Here is a 23948-nt window from a genome sequence, read left to right as displayed (position 1 = left end):
CGCCCCTTTCGGGGCGTTTGTTCAGAGCGATTTTGCTTACATATTATTGGGCAGCACGGTCACGATCTGCGGGAAGAACCACAGTATCACGAGTGCCAGCACCATCAACAGGAAGTACGGCGCACAGACGCGGGCCAGGTAGGTGATCTGCTTGCCTGTCATGCCCTGCAGCACGAACAGGTTGAAGCCTACTGGCGGCGTGATCTGGGCGGTCTCCACCGTGATCACGAGGAAGATGCCGAACCACAAGGGGTCGATGCCTGCGGCCTGGATGATGGGAAGGACCACGCCGGAGGTCAGCACAATGGTGGAGATGCCGTCCAGAAAGCAGCCGATGAGAATGTAGAACAGGCCCAGCACCGCGATCAGCATGGCGGGCGAGAGGTTCAGGCTGCCCACGTATTCGGCCAGCTGGCGTGGCAGACCGATATAGCCCATGGACAAGGTCATGAAGGCAGCTCCGGCGAGGATCAGCGCGATCATGCAGTAAAGCCGGGTGGCTCCGAACAGCGAGTCCTTGAAGTTCTTCCAGCTCAGCGCACCTTGCAGGGCCGACAGGATCAGCGCTCCCGTCACGCCTATGCCGGCCGCTTCGGTTGCCGTGGCAATGCCGCTGTAGATGCTGGCAATCACGCCCGAGATCAGCAGCACGACGGGGATCAGATGGCGCGACTCGTAGACTTTTTGCTTGAAGCTCAGGCTGCTGTCGGCCTTGGGCACCTTGTCCGGGTTCATCAGGGCCCAGACCACGATCCAGCCGCTGAACATCAGGGCCAGCATGATGCCCGGCAGCACGCCCGCCATGAAGAGCTTGGAGATCGACAGCTCGGCCGATACGCCATAGACGATCAAGATGATGGATGGGGGGATCAGCAGGCCCAGCGTGGCGGGGCCGCCCAGCGAGCCGATCACCATGTTCTCGGGATAGCCGCGTTTGCGCAGCTCGGGAACATTCATCTTGCCCACGGTGGCGCAGGTGGCGGCGGAGGAGCCGGACACCGCCGCAAAAATCGTGCAGCCTATGACGTTGGTGTGCAGCAGGCGGCCCGGCAGCGCATTGACCCAGGGCGCCAGGCCGCGAAACATGCTCTCGGACAGATTGGTGCGGTAGAGAATCTCGCCCATCCAGACAAACAGCGGCAGAGCCGTCAAGGTCCAGCTGCTGGCAGAGCCCCAGATGGTCATGGCCATGGCATCGCCCGCAGCGCGCGCGGTGAAGAACTCCATGCCGAACCAGGCAACGCCCGCCAGAGTCAGTCCGACCCAGACGCCGCCGCCAAGCAGAACCAGCAGCACCACGATCAGTGCAATGCTTGCGGTGATTTCATTCATGAGGGGTTCCCTCCTTCTCTACCGCCTTGCGTTTGCCCAGCAGCTCCAGCACCAGTTCGTCACAGAACGCGATGAAAAAGACAAGTGTGCCCAGAGCCATGAAAATCTGCGGAATCCATAGCGGTGTGGCGTCGATGCCCACGGAGATGTCTTCGATCTCCCAGGACTGCCAGACCAGGCGCGTGGAATAGAAAGCCAGAAAGGCCGAAAGAATGGTGGCGACGCCCAGGGCGGTCAGCTCCAGTGCCTTGTAGGCCTGGCCCTTGAGCGCACCCAGCAGCAAGGTGACGCGGATATGTTCACCTTTCTTCAAGGTGCTCGCCAGGGCCATGAAGCCGGCACCTGCCATGGCGTAGCCTGCGTAGGCATCGGTACCCGGGGCGCTGAAGCCAAAAAGCCGGCTGGTGATGGTCAGCAGCACCATCGCCAGCACGCCGATCATGGCGATGCCTGCAAGCCAGGCACTGCCTTCATATAAACCATTGAGTAACTTGCGCATGCTTGTCTTCCTGAGCGGATGAGGTGATCGGCCGCCCGGCCCCAAATGCCGGGACTGGGCAGCCAGATGCCATCTGCGCCTTACTTGCCAGCCTTGTAGCCGTCGAGAATGGCCTGGCCGTCAGCACCGGCCTTGTCCGTCCATTCCTTGATCACGGTCGCGCCGATCTTGCCTAGGTCGGCCTTGAGCTGGGCGGAGGGCTGCTCGACCTGCATGCCGCCTTGCTTGAGTGCGGCAATCGAGCGCGCATCCACTTCCCTGGACTCTTTCCAGCCGCGCTGCTCGGCGGCGGCAGCGGCCTTCAGCACGGCTTCCTGCGTGCTCTTGTCCAGTGCGCCAAAGGCCTTCTTGCTTACGGTCACGGCATTCTTGGGAATCCAGGCCTGCACGTTGTAGTAGTACTTCAGGCTTTCAAACAGCTTGTTGTCGGCGCCGGTCGCGCTCGAGGTGATCAGGCCATCCACCACGCCAGTCGCCAGGGCCTGGGACAGCTCGGCTTCCTGCACGGTCACGGGCTGGGCACCAATCAGCTCGCCGATGCGGGCCGTGGTCGGCGAGTAGACGCGCCACTTCATGCCCTTGAGATCGGCTGCGGAGCTGATGGGTTTCTTGGTGTAGATGCCCTGGGGCGGCCAGGCCACGGAATACAGCAGCACCTGCCCCTGCTTGTCCAGCAGCTTCTGCAGCGCGGGCTTCTGGGCCTGGTAGAGCTTGTAGGCATCCTCGTAGTTGCTCACCAGAAACGGCAGGCCGTCGGTGCCGAAGATCTGCGACTCGTTCTGGAAGCTCACCAGAAAGAACTCGCCCATCTGTGCATTGCCGGTTTGCACGGCACGCTTGATTTCGGGCATCTTGAACAGCGATGCACCAAAGTGCGGCGTGATCCTGAGCTTGCCGCCGGTGGCGGCGTCCACATCCTTCACGAACAGTTCGTTGTTCTTGGAGTGAAAGTTTCCAGGCCCGTATGCGGTGGCGAAATCCCATTTGGTTTGTGCCATGGCTTGACCGGCAATGCCGATGCCGGCGAGCAAGGTGGCGGTGGCGCAGAAAAGGCGACGCTTCATGAAAACTCCTCGGATAAGAGATGCGGACAAATGAACTCAGGCAAGAGTTGTGCCAAAAGTAGCATTTGTCTCAACAGGTATCCATGAGGGATTTCAACGAGTTTTTACAAAGCGTAGGGCGTTTTCTTTCTTATCTCCATTGAGTAGGTTTGGATTGTTGAACAAGAAACTTCAAGGAGCCTTGATGCCCGCCTCTGCCAGACGCCGGGCATAGGCGGCCAGAATGATGCGCTCCGAGTGCACCAGATAGGCACTGAGTTCCTGCGCCGCCTCTGCGGGCCTGCCGGCTTCGAAGATCTGCAGAATCTTCAGGTTCATGCTTACATAGGGCGCATGCAGGAAATGCGGGTCGCGCAGCAGGCCGAAGGCCAGGCGCAGCTCCGCCAGCAGATGCGAGAACATCTCGTTGAGACGCTCGCTGTCGGCCAGGGCCACGATGGCTTTGTGAAACGCCATATTGGCGGTGCCCACCTCGGACCAGTCCTCGGCCTCGCTGTGGCGCTGGCCGCTTTCCACAGCCTCGCGCATCCGCGTCAGCGCCGGATGCATGGGGTAAGCCTGTGCCAGCGCCTGGCACTCGATCATGCGTCGCACGCGATAGATATCGATGATGGACGCCATGCTGGGCACGGCCACCGATACGCCCTTGTTGGGCTCGTGCACCAGAAGACCTTCCTTGGTCAGCATGCGGAACACCTCGCGCAAGGTGTTGCGCGAAATATCCAGCGCTTCGCTGAGTGCCGCTTCGGACAGCCGCTGGCCCGGGCTCAGCACGCCCTTGACCAGCTGGCTGCGTATTTCTTCGGCGATGCGTTCGGTCAGATTCTGGACCTCTGCTGCGACTTTCATGGCATTCCCTTTTTGCTGTCGCCAGAGTGTAGCCATCGTTCTGTTGACTCAGAGAAGTCCAAAAGATTGGCGATACCTAGGGTTTGCTCTATTACAAAGTCTATTTGTTCTGCAAACAATTTCATTTGTGGAATCAATCTAAATAGATTGTTCAACAATTCGAGGAATGAAGCAGGTCTGAAGCAGAGCTGCCCAGCCTTCCTCAAAAGAGCTGGGCGGGTTGCTGAGAGCGTTCCCGTCTTTGGTAGAGCCCGCCGCGCAACGGATCAGGGCGTGATTTCCGGAGGCTTCGATGCCTGTAGACGTAAACCTGTGGCCGCTGATCGGCGTGCTCATCATCATTGCCGGCTTCGCGCTGCGCTTTAACCCCATGCTGGTGGTCATCGTGACCGCCATCGGCACCGCCTTTGCGGCGGGCTTTCCGCTGGACAAGGTGCTGGCCGCCATCGGGGCCGGCTTCATCAAGACCCGCAATCTGCCGCTCATCATCCTGCTGCCGCTGGCCGTGATCGGCTTGCTGGAGCGTCATGGCCTGCGTCAGCATGCGCAAAACTGGATCAGCTCCATCAAGTCGGCCACTGCCGGCCGCCTGCTGATCGTCTACCTGGCAGCGCGTCAGCTCACGGCAGCTATCGGCCTGACCAGCCTTGGCGGTCATCCCCAGATGGTGCGTCCGCTGCTGGCCCCCATGGCCGAAGGCGCGACGGAAAACCGCTACGGCAAGCTGTCGGGCAAGGTGCGCGAGAAGCTGCGTGCCATGTCGGCTGCCACGGACAACGTGGGTCTGTTCTTTGGTGAAGACATCTTCGTGGCCTTCGGTGCGATCGTGCTGATGACCACCTTTCTGAAGGAGGCGGGCATCGAGGTCGAACCGATTCATGTCGCGCTGTGGGGCATTCCTACGGCCATCTCGGCCTTTGCCATCCATGCCTTCCGCCTGCATCGCCTGGACAGGCAGCTGGCGCGTGAAATTGCTGCGGAAAAGAAAGCTGCCCAGGGAGAGTCGGCATGACCATCACCATTCAATACCTGTACTACCTCGTCGGCCTGGTGCTGGCGGTGACGGCCGTGATGACGCTGCGCGACGGCAGCAACCCGCGCCGATTCTCGGCGGGCCTGTTCTGGGCGCTATATGCGCTGGTATTCCTCGTCGGCGATCTGCTGCCGCCCGTATGGGTGGGGGCGGTGGCGGTCGTCATGGCCCTGATTGCCGGTTTCGGCGGCGTGATGGGCGGCAAGCACCAGTCGCGCACCGATGCACAGTACCTGGAAAGCGCCAAGCGCCTGGGCAACAAGCTGTTTGTGCCGGCGCTGGCCATCCCGCTGATCACCATGGTGGGCACGCTGTCGGCCAAGCATCTGGTCTTTGGCGGCACTCCCCTGATCGACCCCAAGAACAGCACCCTGGTCAGTCTGGGCATCGGCTGCGTGGTCGCGCTGGTGCTGGCCTGCAAGATGACGCGCGAGACTCCCGTGCAGGGCCTGCGCGAGTCGCACCGCCTGATCGACGCACTGGGCTGGGCTCTTGTGCTGCCGCAGATGCTGGGCATGCTGGGTCTGGTGTTCTCGGATGCAGGCGTGGGCAAGGCCGTGGCCTATGTGACCACTACCTACATCAACATGGATGTGCGCTTTGTGGCCGTGGCCGTGTACGTGATCGGCATGGCACTGTTCACCGTCATCATGGGCAATGGCTTTGCGGCCTTTCCGGTGATGACCGGCGGTGTGGGCGTGCCCGTGCTGGTTGGCGTCTACCATGGTGACCCGGCCGTGATGGCGGCAGTCGGCATGTTGTCGGGCTACTGCGGCACCTTGCTGACGCCCATGGCGGCCAACTTCAACCTGGTGCCCGCAGCACTGCTGGAAATTGACAAGAATGCCGTCATCCGTGCGCAGGTTCCCACGGCCATCACGCTGCTGATCGTGAATGTGTTCCTGCTCAACTTCCTGATGTTCCGATAAGAGAGAGTTGCCATGACTGAGGCTGCCCACCGAATCCTGCTGACCGGCTTTGAGCCCTTCGACAAAGATAGCGTCAACCCCTCGTGGGAAGTGGCGCGCGCGCTGGATGGCGAGCTGATTGCGGACGGTGTGGTGCATGCCGTGCAACTGCCCTGCGTGTTCGGTGCTGCCATGGCGGCGCTCGACGAGGCGCTAGCCAGGCTGCAGCCCACGCTGATCATCAGCCTGGGGCTGGCCGGCGGGCGCACTGAAATCACGCCGGAGCGTGTGGCCATCAATATCGACGATGCCCGCATTCCGGACAACGCGGGCCATCAGCCCGTCGACCAGCCCGTGGTGCGCGATGCGCCCGCGGCCTACTTCTCGACCCTGCCCATCAAGGCCATGGTGCGCCATCTGAGGGACGCGGGCATTCCGGCTGCGGTGTCGAACACGGCGGGCACTTTTGTCTGCAACCATGTGTTCTATGCCCTGATGCACAGGCTGTCGCGCCGTGCGGGACCCGGCGTGCGCGGCGGCTTTATTCACATACCCGCGCTGCCGCAGCAGGCCGCGCGCCAGCCAGGCATGGCCAGCATGGCGCTGGAAACGCAGATTCAGGGCATACGCACAGCCATTCATACGGCCATGACGGTGCAGCAGGATTTGCAGGAACACGCAGGTCAGCTGCATTGATGCCGACCGGGAGAAGAATGATGAAAATGGATTTGAACAGCGATCTGGGCGAGAGCTTCGGCGCCTGGCGCATGGGCGACGATGCGGCCATGCTGGACATCGTCAGCAGCGCCAATGTGGCTTGCGGCTTTCATGCCGGCGACCCGGCCGGGATGCTGACCACGCTCAGGGCCGCCAAGGCGCGCGGCGTGGTCGTCGGCGCGCATGTGGCCTACCGCGACCTGTCGGGTTTCGGGCGTCGCAACATGGATGTGGCCAGCGGCGATCTGGTGGCCGACGTGATCTACCAGATCGGCGCTCTGCAGGGCCTGGCGCAGGCTGCCGGCACCAGCGTCCAGTACGTCAAGCCGCACGGCGCGCTCTACAACACCATTGCCCAGGACAAGCGCCAGGCCATGGATGTGATCAATGCCATCAAGGCCATCAATCCCAGTCTGGTGCTGATGGCGCTGGCAGGTGCGCCCCTGATTGAATGGGCCTGCGATGCAGGTCTGAACGTGGTGGCCGAGGCCTTTGCCGATCGCGGATACACGCCCGACGGCGCCCTGGTCTCGCGCCGCGAGCCCGGTGCCGTGCTGCACGACGAAAACCTGATCGCCCAGCGCATGCTGACCCTGGTGCGTGATGGAGTGATCGAGGCCGTGGACGGCAGCCTGGTGCGTGTGCAGGCCGACTCCATCTGCGTGCATGGCGACAGCCCCGGTGCCGTGGCCATTGCACGCAACATCCGCCAGCGCTTCGAGCAGGAGGGCGTGCAGATCACCTCCTTTGTGGAAGCAGCACCATGAGTTCCATGCGCTTTTTGCCCGTCAACCGCCACGCCATCCTGGTGGAGCTGGCCGACCTGCAGCAGACGCTGGTGCTGCTGGGGGCCTTGCAGGCCAGTCCCATAGAAGGCGTGCAGGAGCTGGTGCCTGCTGCGCGCACCATTCTTGTACAGTTTGCGCCCCATATCATCGGTGCGGCGCAACTGGTGCGGCGCATTGCCGCCTGCGATCTGAGCGGCAGCGTGCAGCGCTCGGATGTGCTGGTGCAGATTCCCGTGCGCTATGACGGCGAGGATCTGGCCGAAGTCGCACAGATACTGGGCATCACGGCCGAAGAGGTGGTGCGCCGCCACACCGGCAGCGAATGGTCGGTGGCCTTTACCGGCTTTGCGCCGGGCTTTGCCTATCTGAGCGGCGGCGACCCCGTCTTCCAGGTGCCGCGCCGCGCCACGCCACGTACCAGGGTGCCTGCGGGCGCCGTGGCGCTGGCCGGCAGCTTCAGCGCGGTCTATCCCCAGGCCAGCCCCGGCGGCTGGCAGATCATCGGCGTGACCGATGCCGCGATGTGGGATCTGGCGCGCGACCTGCCGGCCTTGCTGCAGCCCGGCTACCGCGTGCAGTTTGTCGATATTGCTACGCAAACAGAAGCTGTCAGCGCTCTATCCAATTCGATTTCGGCTAATAAAGTGGCTGAAATCAATAAGGAGCAAGCGCAAGCAGCTACGAATCTAAAAGCAGATGCCGGTGCCTTGCGTGTGCGCGCCACAGGCCTGCTCACGCTGTTCCAGGATAGAGGCCGCCATGGCCAGGCCGGCCAGGGCGTTTCGGCCTCCGGAGCCATGGACCAGGCGGCGTTCAAGACGGCCAACCGGCTGGTCGGCAATGCCAGCCAGCTGCCGGTGCTGGAGACGGTAGGCGGCGGCCTGTCGCTGCAAAGCGTGGGCGAGAACGTCGTTGCAGTGACCGGTGCAGAGGCGCCCATCAGCATCACCACGGCCGACGGGCGCCGCTGGTCTGCGCCGCGTTATGCAGCGATTGCGCTGGGCGATGGCGACACGCTGAGTCTTGGCCAGCCCGTGGCCGGTGCCCGCTGCTATGTGGCGGTGCGCGGCGGCTACGAGGTGGCACCCGTGCTGGGTAGCGCTTCGACGGACACCCTGGCCCATGTCGGCCCGCCCGCTCTTCAGACTGGGCAGTTGCTGGCGGTGCTGCCGGACCACCATGCCGTGGTGGCCGAGTTGGCCCTGCCGCAGCAGGAGCTGCCGGCCCCTGACGGCGAGGTGGTGCTGGATGTGGAACTGGGCCCGCGTACCGACTGGTTCACGCCCGAGGCCGTGGCCTTGCTGGCCGCCCAGCGCTGGCAGGTCACGCCCCAGTCCAATCGCGTGGGCCTGCGACTGGCCGGCGAGCAGGCGCTGACGCGCGCGGTGAGCAGCGAGCTGCCCAGCGAAGGCACGCCGCTGGGGGCCATCCAGGTCCCTGCCAGCGGCCAGCCCGTGCTGTTTCTGGCCGACCATCCGCTGACCGGCGGCTATCCCGTGATCGGCTGCGTGGCACCCCATCATCTGGATCTTGCGGGACAGATTCCCGTAGGCGCCTGGATTCGTTTTAACCCCATCCGCACCTTTGCAGAGCTGGTGCCTGCAGCCGCGGAGTGAGGAGTGACTTGATGAAAAAAGCTCTGATTGCCAACCGTGGCGAAAACAGCTGCGCAGCAGTTGTTTCACCAGATTGCCGGGCCTGCGCAGCAGGCGGCGGCGGTCTCGCATCCCTGTCTTACGCTTCCTGAGGTGGCAACCATGATTACCAAAGTTCTGATTGCCAACCGTGGCGAGATCGCCGTGCGCATTGCACGCGCCTGTGCCGACTATGGCGTGAAGTCTGTCGCCGTCTATGCCGATGCCGATATCGACGCCCTGCACGTGCGCCGTGCCGACGAGGCCTATGGCCTCGATGGCGACAAGCCTGCCGACACCTATCTGAACATCGCCAAGCTGATTGCGATTGCCAAGCGTTCGGGCGCCGATGCCGTGCATCCCGGCTATGGCTTTCTGTCCGAGAGCGAAGCCTTTGCGCAGGCCGTGCTGGATGCGGGTCTGGTCTGGATCGGCCCGCGCCCAGACACCATCGCCAAGCTGGGCGACAAGGTCGAGGCGCGCAAGATTGCGCTGCAGGTCGGTGCGCCGCTGGTGGCCGGCACGCCCGATCCCGTCAAGGATGCCGACGAAGTGCTGGCCTTTGCCCAGCAGCATGGTCTGCCCATCATCATCAAGGCTGCTTTTGGCGGCGGTGGCCGCGGCATGAAGATCGCCTGGCGCATGGACGAAGTGGCCGAGCTCTATGCCTCTGCCGTGCGCGAGGCCGTGACGGCTTTCGGTCGTGGCGAATGCTTTGTGGAGCAGTTCCTCGACAAGCCGCGCCATATCGAGGCGCAGGTGATTGCCGACACGCATGGCAATGTGGTGGTGCTGGGCACGCGCGATTGCTCGCTGCAGCGTCGCAACCAGAAGCTGGTGGAAGAGGCTCCTGCCCCCTTCATCACCGATGCCCAGCGTGAACGCATTCACAGTGCGGCAAAGGCGATCTGTGCGCAAGCCGGCTATGTCAGCGCGGGAACCGTGGAGTTTTTGCTCAGCGGCAACGGCGCCATTTCCTTCCTTGAGGTCAATACCCGCCTGCAGGTCGAGCACACCGTGACCGAGGAAACCACGGGCATCGATTTGGTGCAGGAACAGCTGCGCGTGGCCGACGGTCTGCCGCTGTCCTTCACGCAGACTCCGGCACCACGGGCCCATTCCATCGAGTTTCGTATCAATGCCGAAGATGTGGGGCGCGGCTTTCTGCCCACGCCGGGTCTGATCACGCGTTTTGCCCCACCTTCGGGGCCGGGTGTGCGCCTCGATTCTGGCGTCGAGTCCGGCTCGGTGATCCCCGGAACGTTTGACTCCATGATGGCCAAGCTCATCGTCACGGGGGCCACGCGCGAGCAGGCCCTGGCCCGTGCGCGCCGCGCGCTGGCCGAGTTCCGCATCGAGGGCGTGGCTTCGGTGCTGCCCTTCCACAAGGCCGTGCTGAATCAGGCCGACTTTGTGGGGACTGCGGGCTTCAATGTCCACACCCGCTGGATCGAGACCGAATTTGCCGAGCCGCTGGCCGCAGCCGCCCGCGCCGAGCCCGTGGCCGACACCAGCCTGCTGCGCACGGCCATCGAGATCGACGGCCGCCGCGTGCAGCTGGGCCTGCCCGCCATGCTGCTGCAGGGACTGTCTGCGCCGGCGACCGGTGCGACCCAGGCCGCAGCGTCGCAAAACGTGGACCCCGATGCCGTCATCTCGCCGATCGCCGGCAATCTGCATGCCTGGAAGGTGGCCGATGGCGACGAGGTCAAGGAAGGCGATGTGATCGCCGTGATGGAAGCCATGAAGATGGAAATGCAGGTTTCGGCCCACAAGAGCGGCCGCATCACACTGGCCGTGCAGCCAGGCACTGCACAGGTCTTGAGCGCCGTGATCGCGCATATCCGATAGACATAGCCAGCCCCGCACAAAGCGCGACCTCTGTGTCGCGCTTTGTTTTTCTAGCCTCGTTTCACGCAGCTCATGGCCATGGCCACCAGTGCGTCGAGAAACTCGGGTGAGCGGGCCTGCTGAGGCACATCGTGCACGGCGCTGTGAATGATCTCGCGCAGGCCCTGGCCCAGCAGGTAGGCAGCCAGTGGCAGGTTGTCGGTCTGTACCTGCGAGTCATGCATCTGCAGCAGTGGCAGCCAGGTGGCGTTGATGAATTCCTCCCGGCTGGCCTGCGGTGCATGCCACAGGCCCAGGTGCAATGCCGTGCGATAGCGTGCATGGAAAGCATGGCTGAGCTGGTGCAGGCGCTGCTCGACCCGAATCATGTTCGCAAAGATCTGGCGCAATATGGCTTCGAGCGGCAGACCCTGCAACTGCTCGCGCATCTGGAAAAGCTGCTCGGATTCCTGATTGAGCAGGCGTTCATACACTGACGCAATCATGGACTCCTTGTTGGGAAAGTATTGGTAGATGGAGCCCACGGCAGCACCCGAAACCTCTGCAATGCGATTGACCGTGAGAGCGTCCTCTCCCTCTTTTTCGAGAAGGCGCAAACAGGCTTCGGCAATGGCATCGACCAGCGCTCTTGAGCGTGCCTGCACAGGCTGTTTGCGCGGTTGCGGCAACTGGTCCTTGGGGCGTGGGGTGGTGGGCGCGTCCATGAAATGCAAGTCCTGTCCTCGGTTTATCTGTTGGGGCTGATTTTTTCTTTTTCCATCAATGACTTGCGACGTCTTTGAGGGAGCCGGAATGCGAGTGGAAAAACGCACTCCCTCTGCCTAGACTTTGTGCAAGGCTGCTCCCCATCCTAGCGCTAAGGTGCGGCCCGACAGAGCCTGAGGCAGACGCTGTGGAGGAGACAGAAGCACTGCACTCGGGCAAGACATTGCATAGAGGAGAAAGCCCATGTCATCCCCCATCTCGGTTCGAATTCTCGGCCCGCGCATCGGTGCCGAAGTGCTGAAGCTGGACCTGGCAGACCCGTTGTCTGCGCAAACCCTGCAGGAGTTGGAAGCCGCCCTGCTCAGACATGAAGCACTGGTGCTGCATGTGCCCGATATGACGCCCGACCAGCATCTAGCGATTGCCCGTCATTTTGGCGATGCCGAAGTCCATACCTTCTATCCCAATCTGGGTCAGGGCTATGAGCAGATCACAGTCATAGACTCCAAGCTCGGCGACCGCGCCGATATGTGGCACCACGACGAGAGCTTTCTTCCCAGTCCGCCCATCGTCACCATGACCCATGCGCGCATCTTGCCGCCCATGGGAGGTGATACCTGCTGGATCAGCATGACCAGTGCCTACGATGCGCTGTCGTCGCAGATGAAGCAGTACCTCGATGGTCTGAGTGCCTGGCATGACATGAACAGCCCCATGACGGCGGCGCTGCAGCATGGCATCTGCACGCATGAGCGCTATGTGGAAGTGGTCGCGCAAAACCGTCGCCAGCTGCACCCGGTGGTGCGCGTGCATCCGCTCACAGGGCGCAAGGCGCTCTACGTCAGCCCCACCTATGTCACGCATATAGATGGTCTGCCACAGGCCGAAAGCCGTGCCATCCTGGCCTATCTGCATGCGCACTGCATGCAGGTGGAGTTCCTGTTCAAGCACCGCTGGGCGCTGGGCGATATGGTGATCTGGGACAACCGCAGCGTGGTGCACAACGCCATCATGGACTATGCGCCGCACCAGCGTCGCATGCACCGTGCGTCGGTATTTGCACGCCAGGGCGTTGCCGCCCGGAAACACAACGAACAGGAGGCAGCATGCGCCACGACGGACTGAACCGGGAGCTGCTGTCCAGATACGCGCCGCGTCCGGGCCGCAAGCCGCTGCTGCCGGCGCTCGGTGATCGCCAGCAGCTTGCGCTGTTGTGCCGCGTGCTCTCGCGCGAAGGCTATAACGACCATATCGCGGGCCACATCACGCTGCGCCTGGATGACGGCAGCTATCTTGCCAATCCCTGGGAGCTGACCTGGAGCGAGCTGACGGCCTCGGACATCCTGAGGCTGGATGCGCAAGGCCAGGTGATCGAGGGCGAGTGGAACATCACTCCGGCCATCCGGCTGCACATGGACGTGCATGAAAAGCGCCACGATGTGCGCGTGGTCATCCACAACCATCCCGAATGGAGTTCGGTCTGGTCGGCCACGGGCAAGGTACCGCCGGTGTATGACCAGACCTCGGCCCTGGTCGATACCGACCCCGTGGTCTATGACGAATACCGGGGCACGGTGGAGCAGCGCGAGCTGGGCAATGCCGTGGCCAGCGCATTGGGCCAGAGCAAATGGGCGCTGCTGGCCAATCATGGTGCGCTGGTGGTGGGCGAGAGCATTCGACAGGCGCATCTGCGGGCCATCACGCTGGAGTGGCGCTGCCGCCTGGCTTGGCGGGTGCAGGCGCTCGGTGGCGGCACCCCCTTGAGCGATGCCGTGATCCAGGCGACCGGAGCGCGCACCGACCTCAACGGCTTTCCCTTCCTCTGGGAGGCCATGTGTCGCGAGGAAATCCGCCGCGATCCTGGCGTGCTGGAGTAGGCCCGCTTTTGCTTTGCGCCCGCTGCTGGCGGGAAGCGAAGACTGTATCGATCAACCGGAAGCCCTCCCATGTCCATCCAAGAATCACCGAACCCGCAGCGTCCCTGGCTGCTGCTTCACACGGCGCTGGCGCCAGCCATGCGCGAGAGACTGCAGCTGCAGTTTGAGCTGCTTGAGGCGGCCGGGATCGGCAGCGCCCGGCGCAGCGAGCTGTGCGCTCAGGTGCGAGCCATGCTGTGCAATGCCCAGTCCATCGTCAGCCGCGAACAGATGCTGCAGTGGCCGGCGCTGGAGCTGATCGTCGTCGTCGGGGTGGGCCGGGACGGCATCGATCTTGAGGCTGCGGCAGAACTGGGCATCAAGGTGAGCAGGGCACCCGATGTCTGTGCCGAAGATGTCGCCGACCACACGCTGGCCCTGCTGCTGGCTGCCACGCGGCAGATCGTGCAGGCCCATGAGTTTGTGCGGCAGGGGCGCTGGCTGCAAGAGCGGTATCCGCTCACCCTGCGCTTTTCGGGGCAGCGCATGGGCATCGTCGGCCTGGGGCGCATCGGCCGTGCCGTGGCCAGGCGCTCGCAGGCCTTTGATATGTCGATTGCCTATACGGGGCGCGCTCCCAAGAACGATGTGCCATACCGCTGGTGTGACAGTGTGCTGGAGCTGGCCGCAGATGTGGATTTTCTCGTGGTCTGCGCCAGCGGCGGGCCTGCAACCCGGGGGCTGATCGATGCCCGCGTGCTGCAGGCCCTGGGGCCGCAGGGTGTGCTGGTGAATGTGGGGCGCGGCTCCATCGTCGATGAAGCGGCATTGCAGCAGGCTTTGCAGGAACGCACGATTGCAGCGGCGGCACTCGACGTGTTTGCGCTTGAGCCGCAAGTGCCCGAGGGCTTGATCGAGCTGCCCAATACGGTGCTGACGCCGCACATGGCAAGTTCCACACGGCAGGGCCTGCAGGCCATGCTGGCGCAGGCCGAGGCGTACCTGCTGGAGCACTTCGGGCTGCCCGAAATCACAGATTGAACCGCCGCATGTTTGCACCCTGCCGAAAGAGGTTTTTGTCGGGGGCTTGACCTTTACATCATGTCAATCTCTACAGTTGCCTTCAACGTGAATGGAGAACGCGATGAATGCACTGACCAAAAGCGGAGCCTTTGAGCTGTCTGTGGAAGGAATGACCTGCGCTTCCTGCGTGGGCCGGGTGGAGCGGGCGCTCAAGAAAGTGCCCGGTGTGCAGGAGGCCGTGGTCAATCTGGCCACGGAAAAAGCCAGCCTCACCGTGGCCGATCCGGCGCAGGCTGCGGCCATCCTGCCGCAGGCCGTGGCGGCGATCGAAAAAGCGGGCTACGCGGTGCCCGCGCAAAGCGTGGATCTGCAGGTGAACGGCATGACCTGTGCGTCCTGCGTCGGCCGTGTGGAGCGTGCGCTCAAGAAGGTGCCCGGAGTGCAGGATGCAGTGGTGAATCTCGCGACCGAACGTGCCAGCGTGCAGCTGCAGGGCGGCGTGACGGTGGGCGCCCTGATCGCGGCGATTGAAAAGGCCGGTTATGAAGCGCAGCCCGTGGCGCACAGCGCCGGCGCGACTGGCGAGGACGCCACAGCCGAGCGCCGGGCACAGGAGCGCGAATCGCTCAAGCGTTCCCTGATCTTTGCGACCCTGTTCGCACTGCCCGTGTTTCTGCTGGAAATGGGCGGTCACATGGTGCCTGCGTTTCACCACTGGATTGCAGGCAGCATCGGCACGCAGAACAGCTGGTACCTCCAGTTCGCGCTGACGGCCATGGTGCTGTTCGGGCCGGGGCGGCGCTTTTTCGAGAAAGGCGTGCCCGCCTTGCTGCGCGCAGCGCCCGATATGAATTCGCTGGTCGCCGTGGGCACTTCGGCGGCATTTGCCTATTCGGTGGTCGCGACCTTTGTGCCGCAATGGCTGCCTGCAGGCTCCGTGAATGTGTACTTCGAAGCCGCGGCCGTCATCGTGGCGCTGATCCTGCTGGGCCGCTTTCTGGAGGCGCGTGCCAAGGGCAATACCTCGGAGGCCATTCGCCGTCTGGTGCAATTGCAGGCCAAGACCGCGCGCGTGCGCCGCGATGGCCAGGTCCAGGAAGTCGATATCGCCCAGGTGCGTGCCGGCGATCTGATCGAAGTGCGCCCGGGCGAGCGCATTCCCGTCGATGGCGAGGTCATCGAAGGCCGCAGCTTTGTCGATGAATCCATGATCAGCGGCGAGCCAGTGCCGGTCGAGAAGGCCGAGGGCGCCGAAGTGGTGGGCGGCACGGTCAATCAGAACGGGGCGCTGGCTTTCAGGGCCACCAAGGTGGGCGCCGATACGCTGCTGGCACAGATCATCCGCATGGTGGAGCAGGCCCAGGGCAGCAAGCTGCCGATTCAGGCCCTGGTGGACAAGATCACCATGTGGTTTGTGCCGGCCGTCATGGCCGCGGCCCTGCTGACTTTCGTGATCTGGCTGGTCTGGGGTCCCGATCCTGCGCTGAGCTTTGCCCTGGTCAATGCCGTGGCCGTGCTCATCATTGCCTGCCCCTGTGCCATGGGGCTGGCCACGCCGACTTCCATCATGGTGGGAACCGGGCGTGCCGCGCAAATGGGAGTGTTGCTGCGCAAGGGCGAGGCGCTGCAGCAGCTCAAGGATGCCAGGGTGGTGGCGGTGGACAAGACCGGCACGCTGACCCGTGGCCGCCCAGAGCTGACCGATCTGGCGCTGGCCGACGGCTTTGAGCGCGGCGCGGTGCTGGCGCAGGTGGCTGCCGTGGAGGATCGCAGCGAGCACCCGATTGCGCGCGCCATCGTCGATGCGGCTAAAGCCGAAGGGCTGGAGATTCCAGCCATCAGCGATTTCGCATCGGTGACCGGTTTCGGCGTGCGTGCCGTGGTGCTGGGCGATCAGGTGGAGATCGGTGCCGACCGCTTCATGCGCGAGCTTGGCCTGAGCGTTGACGGTTTTGCGGCCGAGGCCGAGCGCCTGGGCAGCGAAGGCAAGACGCCGCTGTATGCAGCCATCGGCGGGCGGGTGGCGGCCATGATTGCCGTGGCCGATCCGATCAAGCCCACCAGCAAGCCCGCGATCGATGCCCTTCACGCACTGGGCCTGAAGGTGGCCATGATTACCGGCGACAACCGCCACACGGCCGAGGCGATTGCCAGGCAACTGGGCATTGACGAGGTGGTGGCCGAGGTGCTGCCCGGCGGCAAGGTCGAGAGCGTGAAGCGCCTCAAGGCCGAGCATGGCACGCTGGCCTATGTGGGCGATGGCATCAACGACGCACCGGCCCTGGCCGAAGCCGATGTGGGCATTGCCATAGGCACGGGCACCGATATCGCCATCGAGGCGGCCGATGTGGTGCTGATGTCTGGCGATCTCTCGGGCGTGCCGAATGCGATCGCGCTGTCCAAGGCCACCATGAAGAACATTGGCGAGAACCTGTTCTGGGCCTTTGCCTACAACGTGGCGCTGATACCGGTGGCGGCAGGTCTGCTCTATCCGTTCAACGGCATGCTGCTGTCGCCCGTATTTGCCGCTGGGGCCATGGCGCTGTCCAGCGTCTTCGTGCTCTCCAACGCGCTGCGGCTCAAGCGCTTCAAACCCGCTCTCTGACAAGAGGGCCGGCAGCAACGGAGGGATAAGCGCCGGAAGATGTTCCGGCGCTTGTCCCGTGGCCAGGGCTATTGTCTGGGCAGTTGTGGCACGTCCACAAAATCGTCCAGGCTCAGGCCTTTTTCCTGCAGCAGGGCTTCGAGCACGGGCTTGAGCCGGCCCAGGCTGGCTTCCACGGTTTCGCGCACGGTATCGACCACCACCTGGGTGCTGCGCTCGATCTCGATGTTGACCAGATCGCCGACCTTCTTGTCGCCGAACACCGTCATGCGCAGGGTTTCGGGAATCAGCCAGACCTCGAACCAGCCCTCCTTGCGGTTCACCTCGGCAACCGTCAGGCTGGCGCCGTTGACGGCGATATAGCCCTTGGCAAACACATAGGGGCGAAAGGCCTCGGGAATGCCGAAGCGGATCTTGTGATTGGTCTCGGTCTGCATCACCTCCAGCAGCGGCGCCATGAAGTCCACATGGCCCGAGAGCGGGTGGCCGCCAATTTCGGCACCGTCCTTGGCGGCGCGCTCCACATTGAGCGTGTCGCCGGCCTTGCAGCTGCCCAGCGTGGTGATGTTCAGGCTTTGCAGCATCACATCAAAGCTGGCGCTGGTGGGCGAGAGGTTTTCGGTTACCGTCAGGCAGACGCCGTCATGCGAGACGCTGGCGCCAATGGCCAGGTCCTGGCAGAAGCCTTCGGGAAACTCCATGATGAAGGTGCGCAGGCCGTCCTGGTCGCGCAGCGCGGCAATCTTTGCCACGGCCTGAATGATGCCGGTAAACACGGGGCAGACTCTCTTATCAACAGGCTGGCGCCGGGCGCTGGCCTTGGGTCAAAACAGCTATTTTGCCTGCTTGCCCGTTAACCCGGCCAGCATCTAGGCGAAGGCCGGCCGGCCTTCCCAGAAGCCGCTGATCAGTGCATCGGGCTTTTTGAGCGCACGTACCCAGGCGCAGTCGGGCCAGGCCTGCATCTGCACATTCATGCCGGCAAACACGCCATAGCCCGGGCCGGCCGCGATTTCGCCATCGGCCTGCAGGGTCTCGCCGCTGCGGATGCTGCAGGCCGCGTGGATATCGCCCTGGGCCTTGATGCCCCAGCCGGCCTGAATATGGTTGCCGCACAGAATGCCGTCGTTGCCGGCAATGCCGTGGCCTACATCGAGCAGGCCCTGCACCTCGATGGCGCCGCCTGCTTTCAGGCCCTTGCCGCAGTGCATATCGCCTTGCACCTGCACCTCCTGGCCGATATGGGCATTGCCTTTGAGCTTTACATGGCCGCCGCCGCGCAGCTCCCAGCCGCAGCGCAGGTCTTCGGCGCGCACCTCGCCTTCGACTTCCACGCTCCAGGCCGCCTTGATGCTGCCGCCGGCCTGCAGCAGTTCACCTGCAAAGATGGCGCCGCCGCATTGAATCTCTTCGCCCGCTTCGAGCTTGCCCGCCCGTATGCCGCCGCCCGCCTGCAGGCTGCGGCCCACCAGCAGCTGGCCGGTGACGCGCACATCGCCGTGCACGATCAGCGTGCCGGCATAGACGAAGTGGTCGGCCTCCAGGTGCTCGAGCTCCAGCACGCTGTTGGTGGAGCCGAAGTTCTCCAGCAGCCAGCGTGCATCTTCCACACGGCCTGCGGCCACCTGGGTGTCCATGGCAGCCTGGTAGTCCCCGCCGGCCAGGTTGTTGCGCACAAACCAGCGGTAACCCATGGCACAGGGATTTTTGCCGCGCAAGAAATTTTGAGTGAGTTCCATGTCCATGGCTGACCTCCGGATCGTCCTTTGAGCAAGATGCGGTGCGCGTGGCAGTACAGGGCCGCGAAGGCGTGGACGTACCTCTCCCATGCACCAGGGAAATGCTGTTCTGGAAGGCCGTGCGGAGGATGTGAGCTGTGTGCTTCAAGCCTTCCGCACGGCGGCGGAAAGCATGGCCGTGACACCGCTCAGGCTCACGAATGCGGTGGGAATGCCATGGCGGCGGGTGTGCAGTGCACGCAGCACGCAGGCACGCGCGGATAGCTCTGCAGCAAGGGCAGAGCGGCGCAGGCGGGCGGCGGTGGACAGGTGCAGGCAGGCCATGGTGTGGGGCATGAAGAAGCGGCAATTATGCCGCGCAGCCCGCTCCGGTGCCGCCCGGCCGTGGTATCTCCTTGATTTCATGACGCCGTCCCGCCTCAGAGGGCAGGAGGCGAAACGGTGCAGGAATGCCTGGGCTCAGCGGCTTTGCGCTGCAGCCTGGCACAGACGCTCAACGGCCTGCGCGATCTGCGGCACTTCGGGCGCGGCAAACGACATGCGCAGCGTGTGCAGGTCGGGGTCGGCCGGATAGAAGGCCTTGCCTGGCACATAAATTACGCCCAGGGCCACGGCGGCGTCGAAGAGCTTTTGCGGATCGATCTGGCGGTCCAGCTCGGCCCAGACAAACATGCCGCCAGCGGGGCGCGAGCAGCGTATGCCGCTGTCCGGTGACGCGTTCAAGCCCTGGACCAGGGCCTGCATGCGTCGCTGGTATTCCTGGCGCGCGCGCTGCACGGTGGCCGGGTAGCGCCCGCTGGCCAGATAGCAGGCGGCGACCGACTGCGTCAGCGGCGAGGTGCACAGGTCGGCCGTCTGCTTGGCCACCGTGCAGCGGCGCAGCAGCGGCGCGTCGGCCAGCATCCAGCCCACGCGCAGCGCGGGCGCCACGGTCTTGGACAGGCTGGACAGGTAGACGACGGGGTTGGAGCCGGGCTCGGCCAGGCGCTCGCCCGCGGAGCGCACGGTGCCAGGCATGGCCCGGGGGACGTCGCCTGGCTCGTCGAAGCGCAGCTCGCCATAGGGGTCGTCCTCGACCACCCAGAAGCCGTGCTGCCTGGCCAGTTGCACCAGAGCCTCGCGGCGTTCGGCCGCCAGCAGCGTGCCGCGCGGGTTGGAGAAGTTCGGCACGGTGTAGAGCAGCTTGGGGCGCTGGTCGGCGGGCAGTGCGGCCAGCAGATCGGCCAGGGCTTCTGTCTGCAGGCCTTGCTCGTCCATGGGAATGGGCAGGATGCGCGCCTGGGCCAGACGCAGGGCTTGCAGCGTGGCCGGATAGGCGGGCACCTCGACCAGCACCGTGTCGCCGGGCTCGACGAGCACGCGCACCAGCAGGTCAAAGGCCTGCTGCGATCCGGTGGTCACGAGGATGTCGGCGGCCGTCGCCTGCATGCCGCGCTCGCGCGCCTGCTGCGCCAGGGCCTCACGCAGTTCGCTCAGGCCTTCGGTGGCGCCATATTGCAGCGCGCCCGGACCCTGTGTCATGGCCTGTGCGGCGGCCTGGGCCAGGCCTTCGGCATCGAAGAGGCTGGGCGATGGATAGCCGCCGGCCAGCGAGATCATGCCGGGGCGAGAAAGATAGGGAAACAACTCGCGTATCGGCGATCCCGCAGGCTCGGCAAACACGGCGGCAAAGGGGGGCAGTGCGCTGTCCTGACTCATGCCGCAGCTCCCGACAGCAGCCCGAGAACCTGGGCCCTGGATTGCTGTTCGCTGGCCTCGTACAAGGCGATTTCGTCATGCACGCGTGCGCCCAGTGCGCTCTCGAAGACCTGCTGCGCGGCATGGGCCTGGTATTGCTTTTGCTCCTCGCCGCCGAGGTTGGACTGGAAGATGCCGGCCGCGCTCACGGGCAGGAAATCCTCATAGGTAATCGGCTCGGCCTGCACCAGTCCCTTGTCGATCAGCGCTTCCAGATCTGCCTCGGCAGCGCCCTGGGGCAACCGAGCCTGAGCATGTTCGGTCAGGCGGTAGCGGTAGAAGGCCAGGCCCTGGCGGCGCAGTTCCTCGTGGGTGTCGGGAAACTGCGTGAAGACCTGTTGCAGGCGGTGTGCATAGTCGGGCGCGGCGCTGCCCGCGCTGTCTATGCCGCGCACCAGACCCAGCAGCTCGTCGTACAGAGCGCGGCCCTTGCGTGTCAGCGCGACGCCGCGCTGCTCGATCTCGCCAAAGCGGGCGGTATGGGCGCCGGCATTGTCCGCGTTGGCGTTGGCGTCGGCATCGGTAAAGCGCACGGCCTCCTTGAGCGCCTTGAAGCTGGTCTGGCGCAGCAAGATAGGGCAGGCGCGCTGCGGCGGGCCTTCGACCACGTCCTTGGCATCCATGCCGCGCGCGGGCATATCGGCCTGGGCCAGGTCGATGTCCAGCGTGCGCGGCGTCAGATGGTTGATGTGGGGTCCCTTGAAGCACACCACATCGGCCACCAGGCGGTGGGCTTTCTGCAGGGCGTTGTAGGTGGCGGCATCCACGGTGGCGTCGCTGTGCCAGCGGAAGGTCTCCAGGGCCTGCTGCACAAAGGCGTCGGCATCGTCGCTGTCCAGGCCGCCGTCGCGCTCGGCCTGGGCAATGAGCTCCAGTGCGCGCGGCGTGAAGATGCGACGGCGCTGGAGGATTTCGGCGGCCTGCGCGCGCAGCGCCTCATCGGCGATCAGCTCCAGACGCAGCAGCGAGGTGAAGACGCGAAACGGGTTGGCCAGCAGCGCCTCGTCGTGCACGGGGCGAAAGGCCGTGGAGTGCACGGGAACGCCGGCCACCGAGAGGTCGTAATAGCCCACGGGCTCCATGCCCATCACGGCGAACAGGCGGCGCAGCGTGGCCAGTTCCTCGGCCGTGCCCACGCGGATGGCGCCATGGCGCTCCACATCCAGGCGCTCGAGCTCGCCGCTTTTGCTCATGCGCTGGCGCAGCTCGGGATCGGCCTGCAGCGTCAGAGCGTTGACATCGGCAACCAGGTCGATCAGCGTGCCGTACTGGGGCACTTCCTTGCGGTACATCTCGGACATGGCGCGCGAGAAGCGCGTGCGGATCTCGTTGGAGGAGACAAATCGGGCAGCTGTGGAAGAGGCGTGGGGCGTGGCGCTCATGACGGAACAGAAGGGTCTTGGGGGTCGTGGGATGGCCGCGCCGCTGGCGTGGCCGCAGGAATATGCAGGATGTTGTGCGTCGTCATGACTTTGGTCAAACGATAATCCTGCCTCCAGGTCATACCTAAACGGAATGAACCTGCTAGCAGCCCCACACTCACCGGTTCGTTCCATGCAGCTATCCCGTCGCTTTCTGCCCCCCATGTCCCTGCTTTGCGCCTTCGAGGCTTCGGCGCGGCACCAGAGCTTTACCGCGGCGGCCGCCGAGCTGCATCTCACGCAAAGTGCCGTCAGCCGCCAGATCCGCGCATTGGAGGAGCGCCTGGGCACAGAGCTGTTCGTGCGCGAGCGCCAGACCGTTCGCCTGAGCGCTGCGGGTCAGGTCTACGCGCAGGAGATTCGCGCCGCCCTGGCGCGCATCTCCAATGCCACGCTGGGCTTTCGCACCAATCCCCAAGGCGGCAGCCTGAACCTGGCCATCCTGCCGACCTTCGGCACGCGCTGGCTGGCGCCGCGGCTGCCGCAGTTCTTCAGTGCCCATCCGGGCATCACCATCAATCTGACCACGCGGCTGTCGCAGTTCGATTTCCAGCTCGAAGCCGTGGATGCCGCCATTCATTTCGGGCTGCCGAACTGGCCGGGCGCGGAGCTGGAGTTTCTGATGAGCGAGACCGTGGTGCCGGCCTGCAGCCCCGATGTGGCGGCCCGCCATGGTTTTGCCCGGCCCCAGGACCTGCTGCGTGCGCCGCTGCTGCATCTGGCATCGCGCCCTGACGCCTGGCAGCGCTGGTTCGGCAGCCAGGGCTGTCAGGGCGGTGATATGCAGGGCATGCTGTTCGATCAGTTCGCCACGGCAGCGCAGGCAGCGATTGCCGGCGTGGGCGTGGCGCTGCTGCCCAAGTTTCTGATCCTGCGCGAGCTGCAGGCCGGCGATCTGGTCCAGGCCCTGCCGCAGCTGCCCGAGGTGCAAAGCGCCGAACGCTACTACCTGGCCTGGCCGACCAGCCGCTCGGCCTATCCGCCGCTGCAGGCCTTCCAGGGCTGGCTCAAGCAGGTCGCGCAGGAGTTCGCTTCCTCTGCACCGCTGTAATGTAAAAAAAAGGAGCTGCCAGCGCAGCTCCTTCAATGAATTAAGGCATAAAAATGTCTGAAGTGCTTTATCAGCATGCGCAGCCAGCTATCAATAAAGCATGACTCCAGACGCAGGCCGGTGGTTGCCTCAGCTGTTGTAGGCTTCCAGCGGCTTGTCGTTGGGCGCTTGCAGCAGCTGCTTGAGCGTCTCGCTCATGGGCAGGTTCAGCGGCATCTCCTTGGGCGGAATGGGCTGCATAAACCATTTGTCGTAGATCTTTGCCACTTCGCCGGACTTCATCATGCGCACCAGGGCATCGTCAACGGCCTTCTTGAAGCCGGGATCGTCCTTGCGCATCAGCAGCGCGATGGGCTCCGATCCCAGCGCCTCGCCCACGATCTTGTAGCCCTTGGGGTCCTTGGCGTTGGCGATCACGCCGGCCAGCAGGTTGTCGTCGAGCACGAAGGCGTCCGCGCGCCCGGACTCCAGCATCAGAAAGCTCTCGAAGTGATCCTTGCCCAGCTGGGTCGGCAGCTTGACATTGTTCTCATGGCTGTATTTGCGCAGCAGCTGCACGGCGGTGGTGCCGGCCGAGGCTGCCACGGTCTTGCCGTCGAGCTGCTTGAACGAGGTCACGGGCGAGTCCGCACGCACGGCCATGCGCACCTGGCTGACATAGGTGGTGACGGCAAAGGCGACCTGTTTCTGGCGGCTGAGGTTGTTGGTCGTGGGGCCGCAGCCCAGATCCACCGTGCCGTTTTGCACCAGAGGCATGGTGTTCTGCGCGGTAATGGCCATGTATTCGATCTTGGCGCTGGGCGCGATCTGGGCCAGAACCTTCTCGCACAGCTCCACGTGGTAGCCGGTGAAGCGGTGGTTGGCGCCTATGGCATAGGCCATGGGGGCAGAGCTCTCGCGCACGCCTATGACCACCTTGCCAGTCTTTTGCAGCTTCTCCAGCGTGCTGCCGGGGGCGGTCTGGGCCTGGGCACCGAAGGTGGTCATCGCGGCTACAAGGGCGGTACATGCCAGCGTCAGGTTCGCGGTCATCAGGCGCATGGGGAGGTCTCCTCGGAAAGTGGGCGTTTGGAAAACGCAATCCTGTTGTTGTTCGGTCGTTCCTGGTGCCGCGCATTGTTGCAGCCCGTGAACCG

Annotated in this window: 22 protein-coding genes; 11 read left to right on the top strand and 11 right to left on the bottom strand. The window is 64.1% G+C overall.

Annotated elements, in window-relative coordinates; translation table 11 throughout:
• Window positions 1–36: 36 nt before the first annotated feature.
• From DJFAAGMI_RS16010 to DJFAAGMI_RS15995, 4 genes are all read right to left on the bottom strand, one after another.
• Window positions 37–1332, bottom strand: coding sequence for a TRAP transporter large permease (locus DJFAAGMI_RS16010; protein ID WP_211457866.1), 1296 nt, complete (start codon window positions 1330–1332; stop codon window positions 37–39).
• Window positions 1325–1831: a TRAP transporter small permease gene (locus tag DJFAAGMI_RS16005; RefSeq protein ID WP_211457865.1), complete on the bottom strand. Its 507-nt coding sequence runs from the start codon at window positions 1829–1831 to the stop codon at window positions 1325–1327. The genes DJFAAGMI_RS16010 and DJFAAGMI_RS16005 overlap by 8 nt, the downstream gene beginning before the upstream one ends.
• A gap of 80 nt (window positions 1832–1911) precedes the next feature.
• The gene (locus tag DJFAAGMI_RS16000) at window positions 1912–2895 is read right to left on the bottom strand and encodes a TRAP transporter substrate-binding protein (RefSeq protein WP_211457864.1); all 984 of its coding nucleotides are present in this window, start codon (window positions 2893–2895) and stop codon (window positions 1912–1914) included.
• Window positions 2896–3066: 171 nt separating this feature from the next.
• Complete coding sequence (locus DJFAAGMI_RS15995; RefSeq protein WP_012836944.1) at window positions 3067–3744, bottom strand: GntR family transcriptional regulator; 678 nt, start codon at window positions 3742–3744, stop codon at window positions 3067–3069.
• Between the two features lie 292 nt (window positions 3745–4036).
• Here DJFAAGMI_RS15995 and DJFAAGMI_RS15990 point away from each other — a divergent pair, with 292 nt between their 5' ends.
• The 6 genes from DJFAAGMI_RS15990 to DJFAAGMI_RS15965 all read left to right on the top strand — a co-directional run bounded on the left by DJFAAGMI_RS15990 (window position 4037) and on the right by DJFAAGMI_RS15965 (window position 10675).
• Window positions 4037–4756, top strand: coding sequence for a DUF969 domain-containing protein (locus DJFAAGMI_RS15990; protein ID WP_211457863.1), 720 nt, complete (start codon window positions 4037–4039; stop codon window positions 4754–4756).
• Complete coding sequence (locus DJFAAGMI_RS15985; RefSeq protein ID WP_211457862.1) at window positions 4753–5706, top strand: DUF979 domain-containing protein; 954 nt, start codon at window positions 4753–4755, stop codon at window positions 5704–5706. Before DJFAAGMI_RS15990 ends, DJFAAGMI_RS15985 begins: the two co-directional genes overlap by 4 nt.
• 12 nt (window positions 5707–5718) lie before the next feature.
• Window positions 5719–6381: a pyroglutamyl-peptidase I gene (gene pcp / locus DJFAAGMI_RS15980; protein WP_211457861.1), complete on the top strand. Its 663-nt coding sequence runs from the start codon at window positions 5719–5721 to the stop codon at window positions 6379–6381.
• Window positions 6382–6401: 20 nt separating this feature from the next.
• Window positions 6402–7169: a LamB/YcsF family protein gene (locus DJFAAGMI_RS15975; RefSeq protein WP_211457860.1), complete on the top strand. Its 768-nt coding sequence runs from the start codon at window positions 6402–6404 to the stop codon at window positions 7167–7169.
• A 5-nt stretch (window positions 7170–7174) separates the two neighbouring features.
• The gene (locus DJFAAGMI_RS15970) at window positions 7175–8806 is read left to right on the top strand and encodes a 5-oxoprolinase subunit B/C family protein (RefSeq protein WP_211457961.1); all 1632 of its coding nucleotides are present in this window, start codon (window positions 7175–7177) and stop codon (window positions 8804–8806) included.
• Window positions 8807–8947: 141 nt separating this feature from the next.
• Window positions 8948–10675 (top strand): acetyl/propionyl/methylcrotonyl-CoA carboxylase subunit alpha, encoded by a 1728-nt coding sequence (locus DJFAAGMI_RS15965; RefSeq protein ID WP_249334368.1) that lies wholly within the window; start codon window positions 8948–8950, stop codon window positions 10673–10675.
• A 50-nt stretch (window positions 10676–10725) separates the two neighbouring features.
• On the opposite strand, the gene DJFAAGMI_RS15960 is transcribed toward DJFAAGMI_RS15965, so the two are convergent.
• Complete coding sequence (locus tag DJFAAGMI_RS15960; protein WP_211457859.1) at window positions 10726–11379, bottom strand: TetR/AcrR family transcriptional regulator; 654 nt, start codon at window positions 11377–11379, stop codon at window positions 10726–10728.
• Window positions 11380–11623: 244 nt separating this feature from the next.
• Here DJFAAGMI_RS15960 and DJFAAGMI_RS15955 point away from each other — a divergent pair, with 244 nt between their 5' ends.
• From DJFAAGMI_RS15955 to DJFAAGMI_RS15940, 4 genes are all read left to right on the top strand, one after another.
• Window positions 11624–12505 (top strand): TauD/TfdA dioxygenase family protein, encoded by an 882-nt coding sequence (locus DJFAAGMI_RS15955; RefSeq protein WP_211457858.1) that lies wholly within the window; start codon window positions 11624–11626, stop codon window positions 12503–12505.
• Window positions 12487–13257: a class II aldolase/adducin family protein gene (locus tag DJFAAGMI_RS15950; protein ID WP_211457857.1), complete on the top strand. Its 771-nt coding sequence runs from the start codon at window positions 12487–12489 to the stop codon at window positions 13255–13257. The genes DJFAAGMI_RS15955 and DJFAAGMI_RS15950 overlap by 19 nt, the downstream gene beginning before the upstream one ends.
• A gap of 69 nt (window positions 13258–13326) precedes the next feature.
• Window positions 13327–14277 carry a 2-hydroxyacid dehydrogenase gene (locus tag DJFAAGMI_RS15945; RefSeq protein ID WP_211457856.1) on the top strand — a complete coding sequence of 317 codons (951 nt, stop codon included), beginning with the start codon at window positions 13327–13329 and terminating at the stop codon, window positions 14275–14277.
• Window positions 14278–14380: 103 nt separating this feature from the next.
• The gene (locus tag DJFAAGMI_RS15940; protein ID WP_211457855.1) at window positions 14381–16864 is read left to right on the top strand and encodes a heavy metal translocating P-type ATPase; all 2484 of its coding nucleotides are present in this window, start codon (window positions 14381–14383) and stop codon (window positions 16862–16864) included.
• Between the two features lie 68 nt (window positions 16865–16932).
• Here the strand turns inward: DJFAAGMI_RS15940 and DJFAAGMI_RS15935 are convergent, their stop codons facing one another.
• The 5 genes from DJFAAGMI_RS15935 to hglS form a co-directional block, all read right to left on the bottom strand.
• Complete coding sequence (locus DJFAAGMI_RS15935) at window positions 16933–17640, bottom strand: riboflavin synthase (protein ID WP_003058924.1); 708 nt, start codon at window positions 17638–17640, stop codon at window positions 16933–16935.
• A 93-nt stretch (window positions 17641–17733) separates the two neighbouring features.
• Window positions 17734–18603 (bottom strand): hypothetical protein, encoded by an 870-nt coding sequence (locus DJFAAGMI_RS15930; protein ID WP_249334366.1) that lies wholly within the window; start codon window positions 18601–18603, stop codon window positions 17734–17736.
• A 144-nt stretch (window positions 18604–18747) separates the two neighbouring features.
• Window positions 18748–18939, bottom strand: a complete 192-nt coding sequence (locus tag DJFAAGMI_RS15925; protein WP_249334363.1) for a hypothetical protein — start codon at window positions 18937–18939, stop codon at window positions 18748–18750.
• Window positions 18940–19062: 123 nt separating this feature from the next.
• On the bottom strand, window positions 19063–20301 hold the full coding sequence (locus DJFAAGMI_RS15920) for an aminotransferase-like domain-containing protein (RefSeq protein ID WP_211457853.1): 1239 nt from the start codon (window positions 20299–20301) through the stop codon (window positions 19063–19065).
• On the bottom strand, window positions 20298–21722 hold the full coding sequence (gene hglS / locus DJFAAGMI_RS15915) for a 2-oxoadipate dioxygenase/decarboxylase HglS (RefSeq protein WP_211457852.1): 1425 nt from the start codon (window positions 21720–21722) through the stop codon (window positions 20298–20300). The genes DJFAAGMI_RS15920 and hglS overlap by 4 nt, the downstream gene beginning before the upstream one ends.
• Before the next feature lie 172 nt (window positions 21723–21894).
• Between hglS and DJFAAGMI_RS15910 the strand changes: the two genes are divergently transcribed.
• The gene (locus tag DJFAAGMI_RS15910; RefSeq protein ID WP_050871751.1) at window positions 21895–22812 is read left to right on the top strand and encodes a LysR family transcriptional regulator; all 918 of its coding nucleotides are present in this window, start codon (window positions 21895–21897) and stop codon (window positions 22810–22812) included.
• 129 nt (window positions 22813–22941) lie between these two features.
• Here DJFAAGMI_RS15910 and DJFAAGMI_RS15905 read toward each other — a convergent pair whose 3' ends face one another.
• Entirely contained in the window at window positions 22942–23853 is a 912-nt protein-coding gene (locus DJFAAGMI_RS15905; protein WP_043003626.1) for a transporter substrate-binding domain-containing protein, read from the bottom strand.
• Window positions 23854–23948: the final 95 nt, after the last annotated feature.

It is taken from the genome of Comamonas brasiliensis, from assembly GCF_018292285.1.
Classification (GTDB): domain Bacteria; phylum Pseudomonadota; class Gammaproteobacteria; order Burkholderiales; family Burkholderiaceae_C; genus Comamonas; species Comamonas brasiliensis.
Note: the sequence above shows the minus strand (reverse complement) of the source record. Positions and strands in the feature narration are given on the sequence as shown.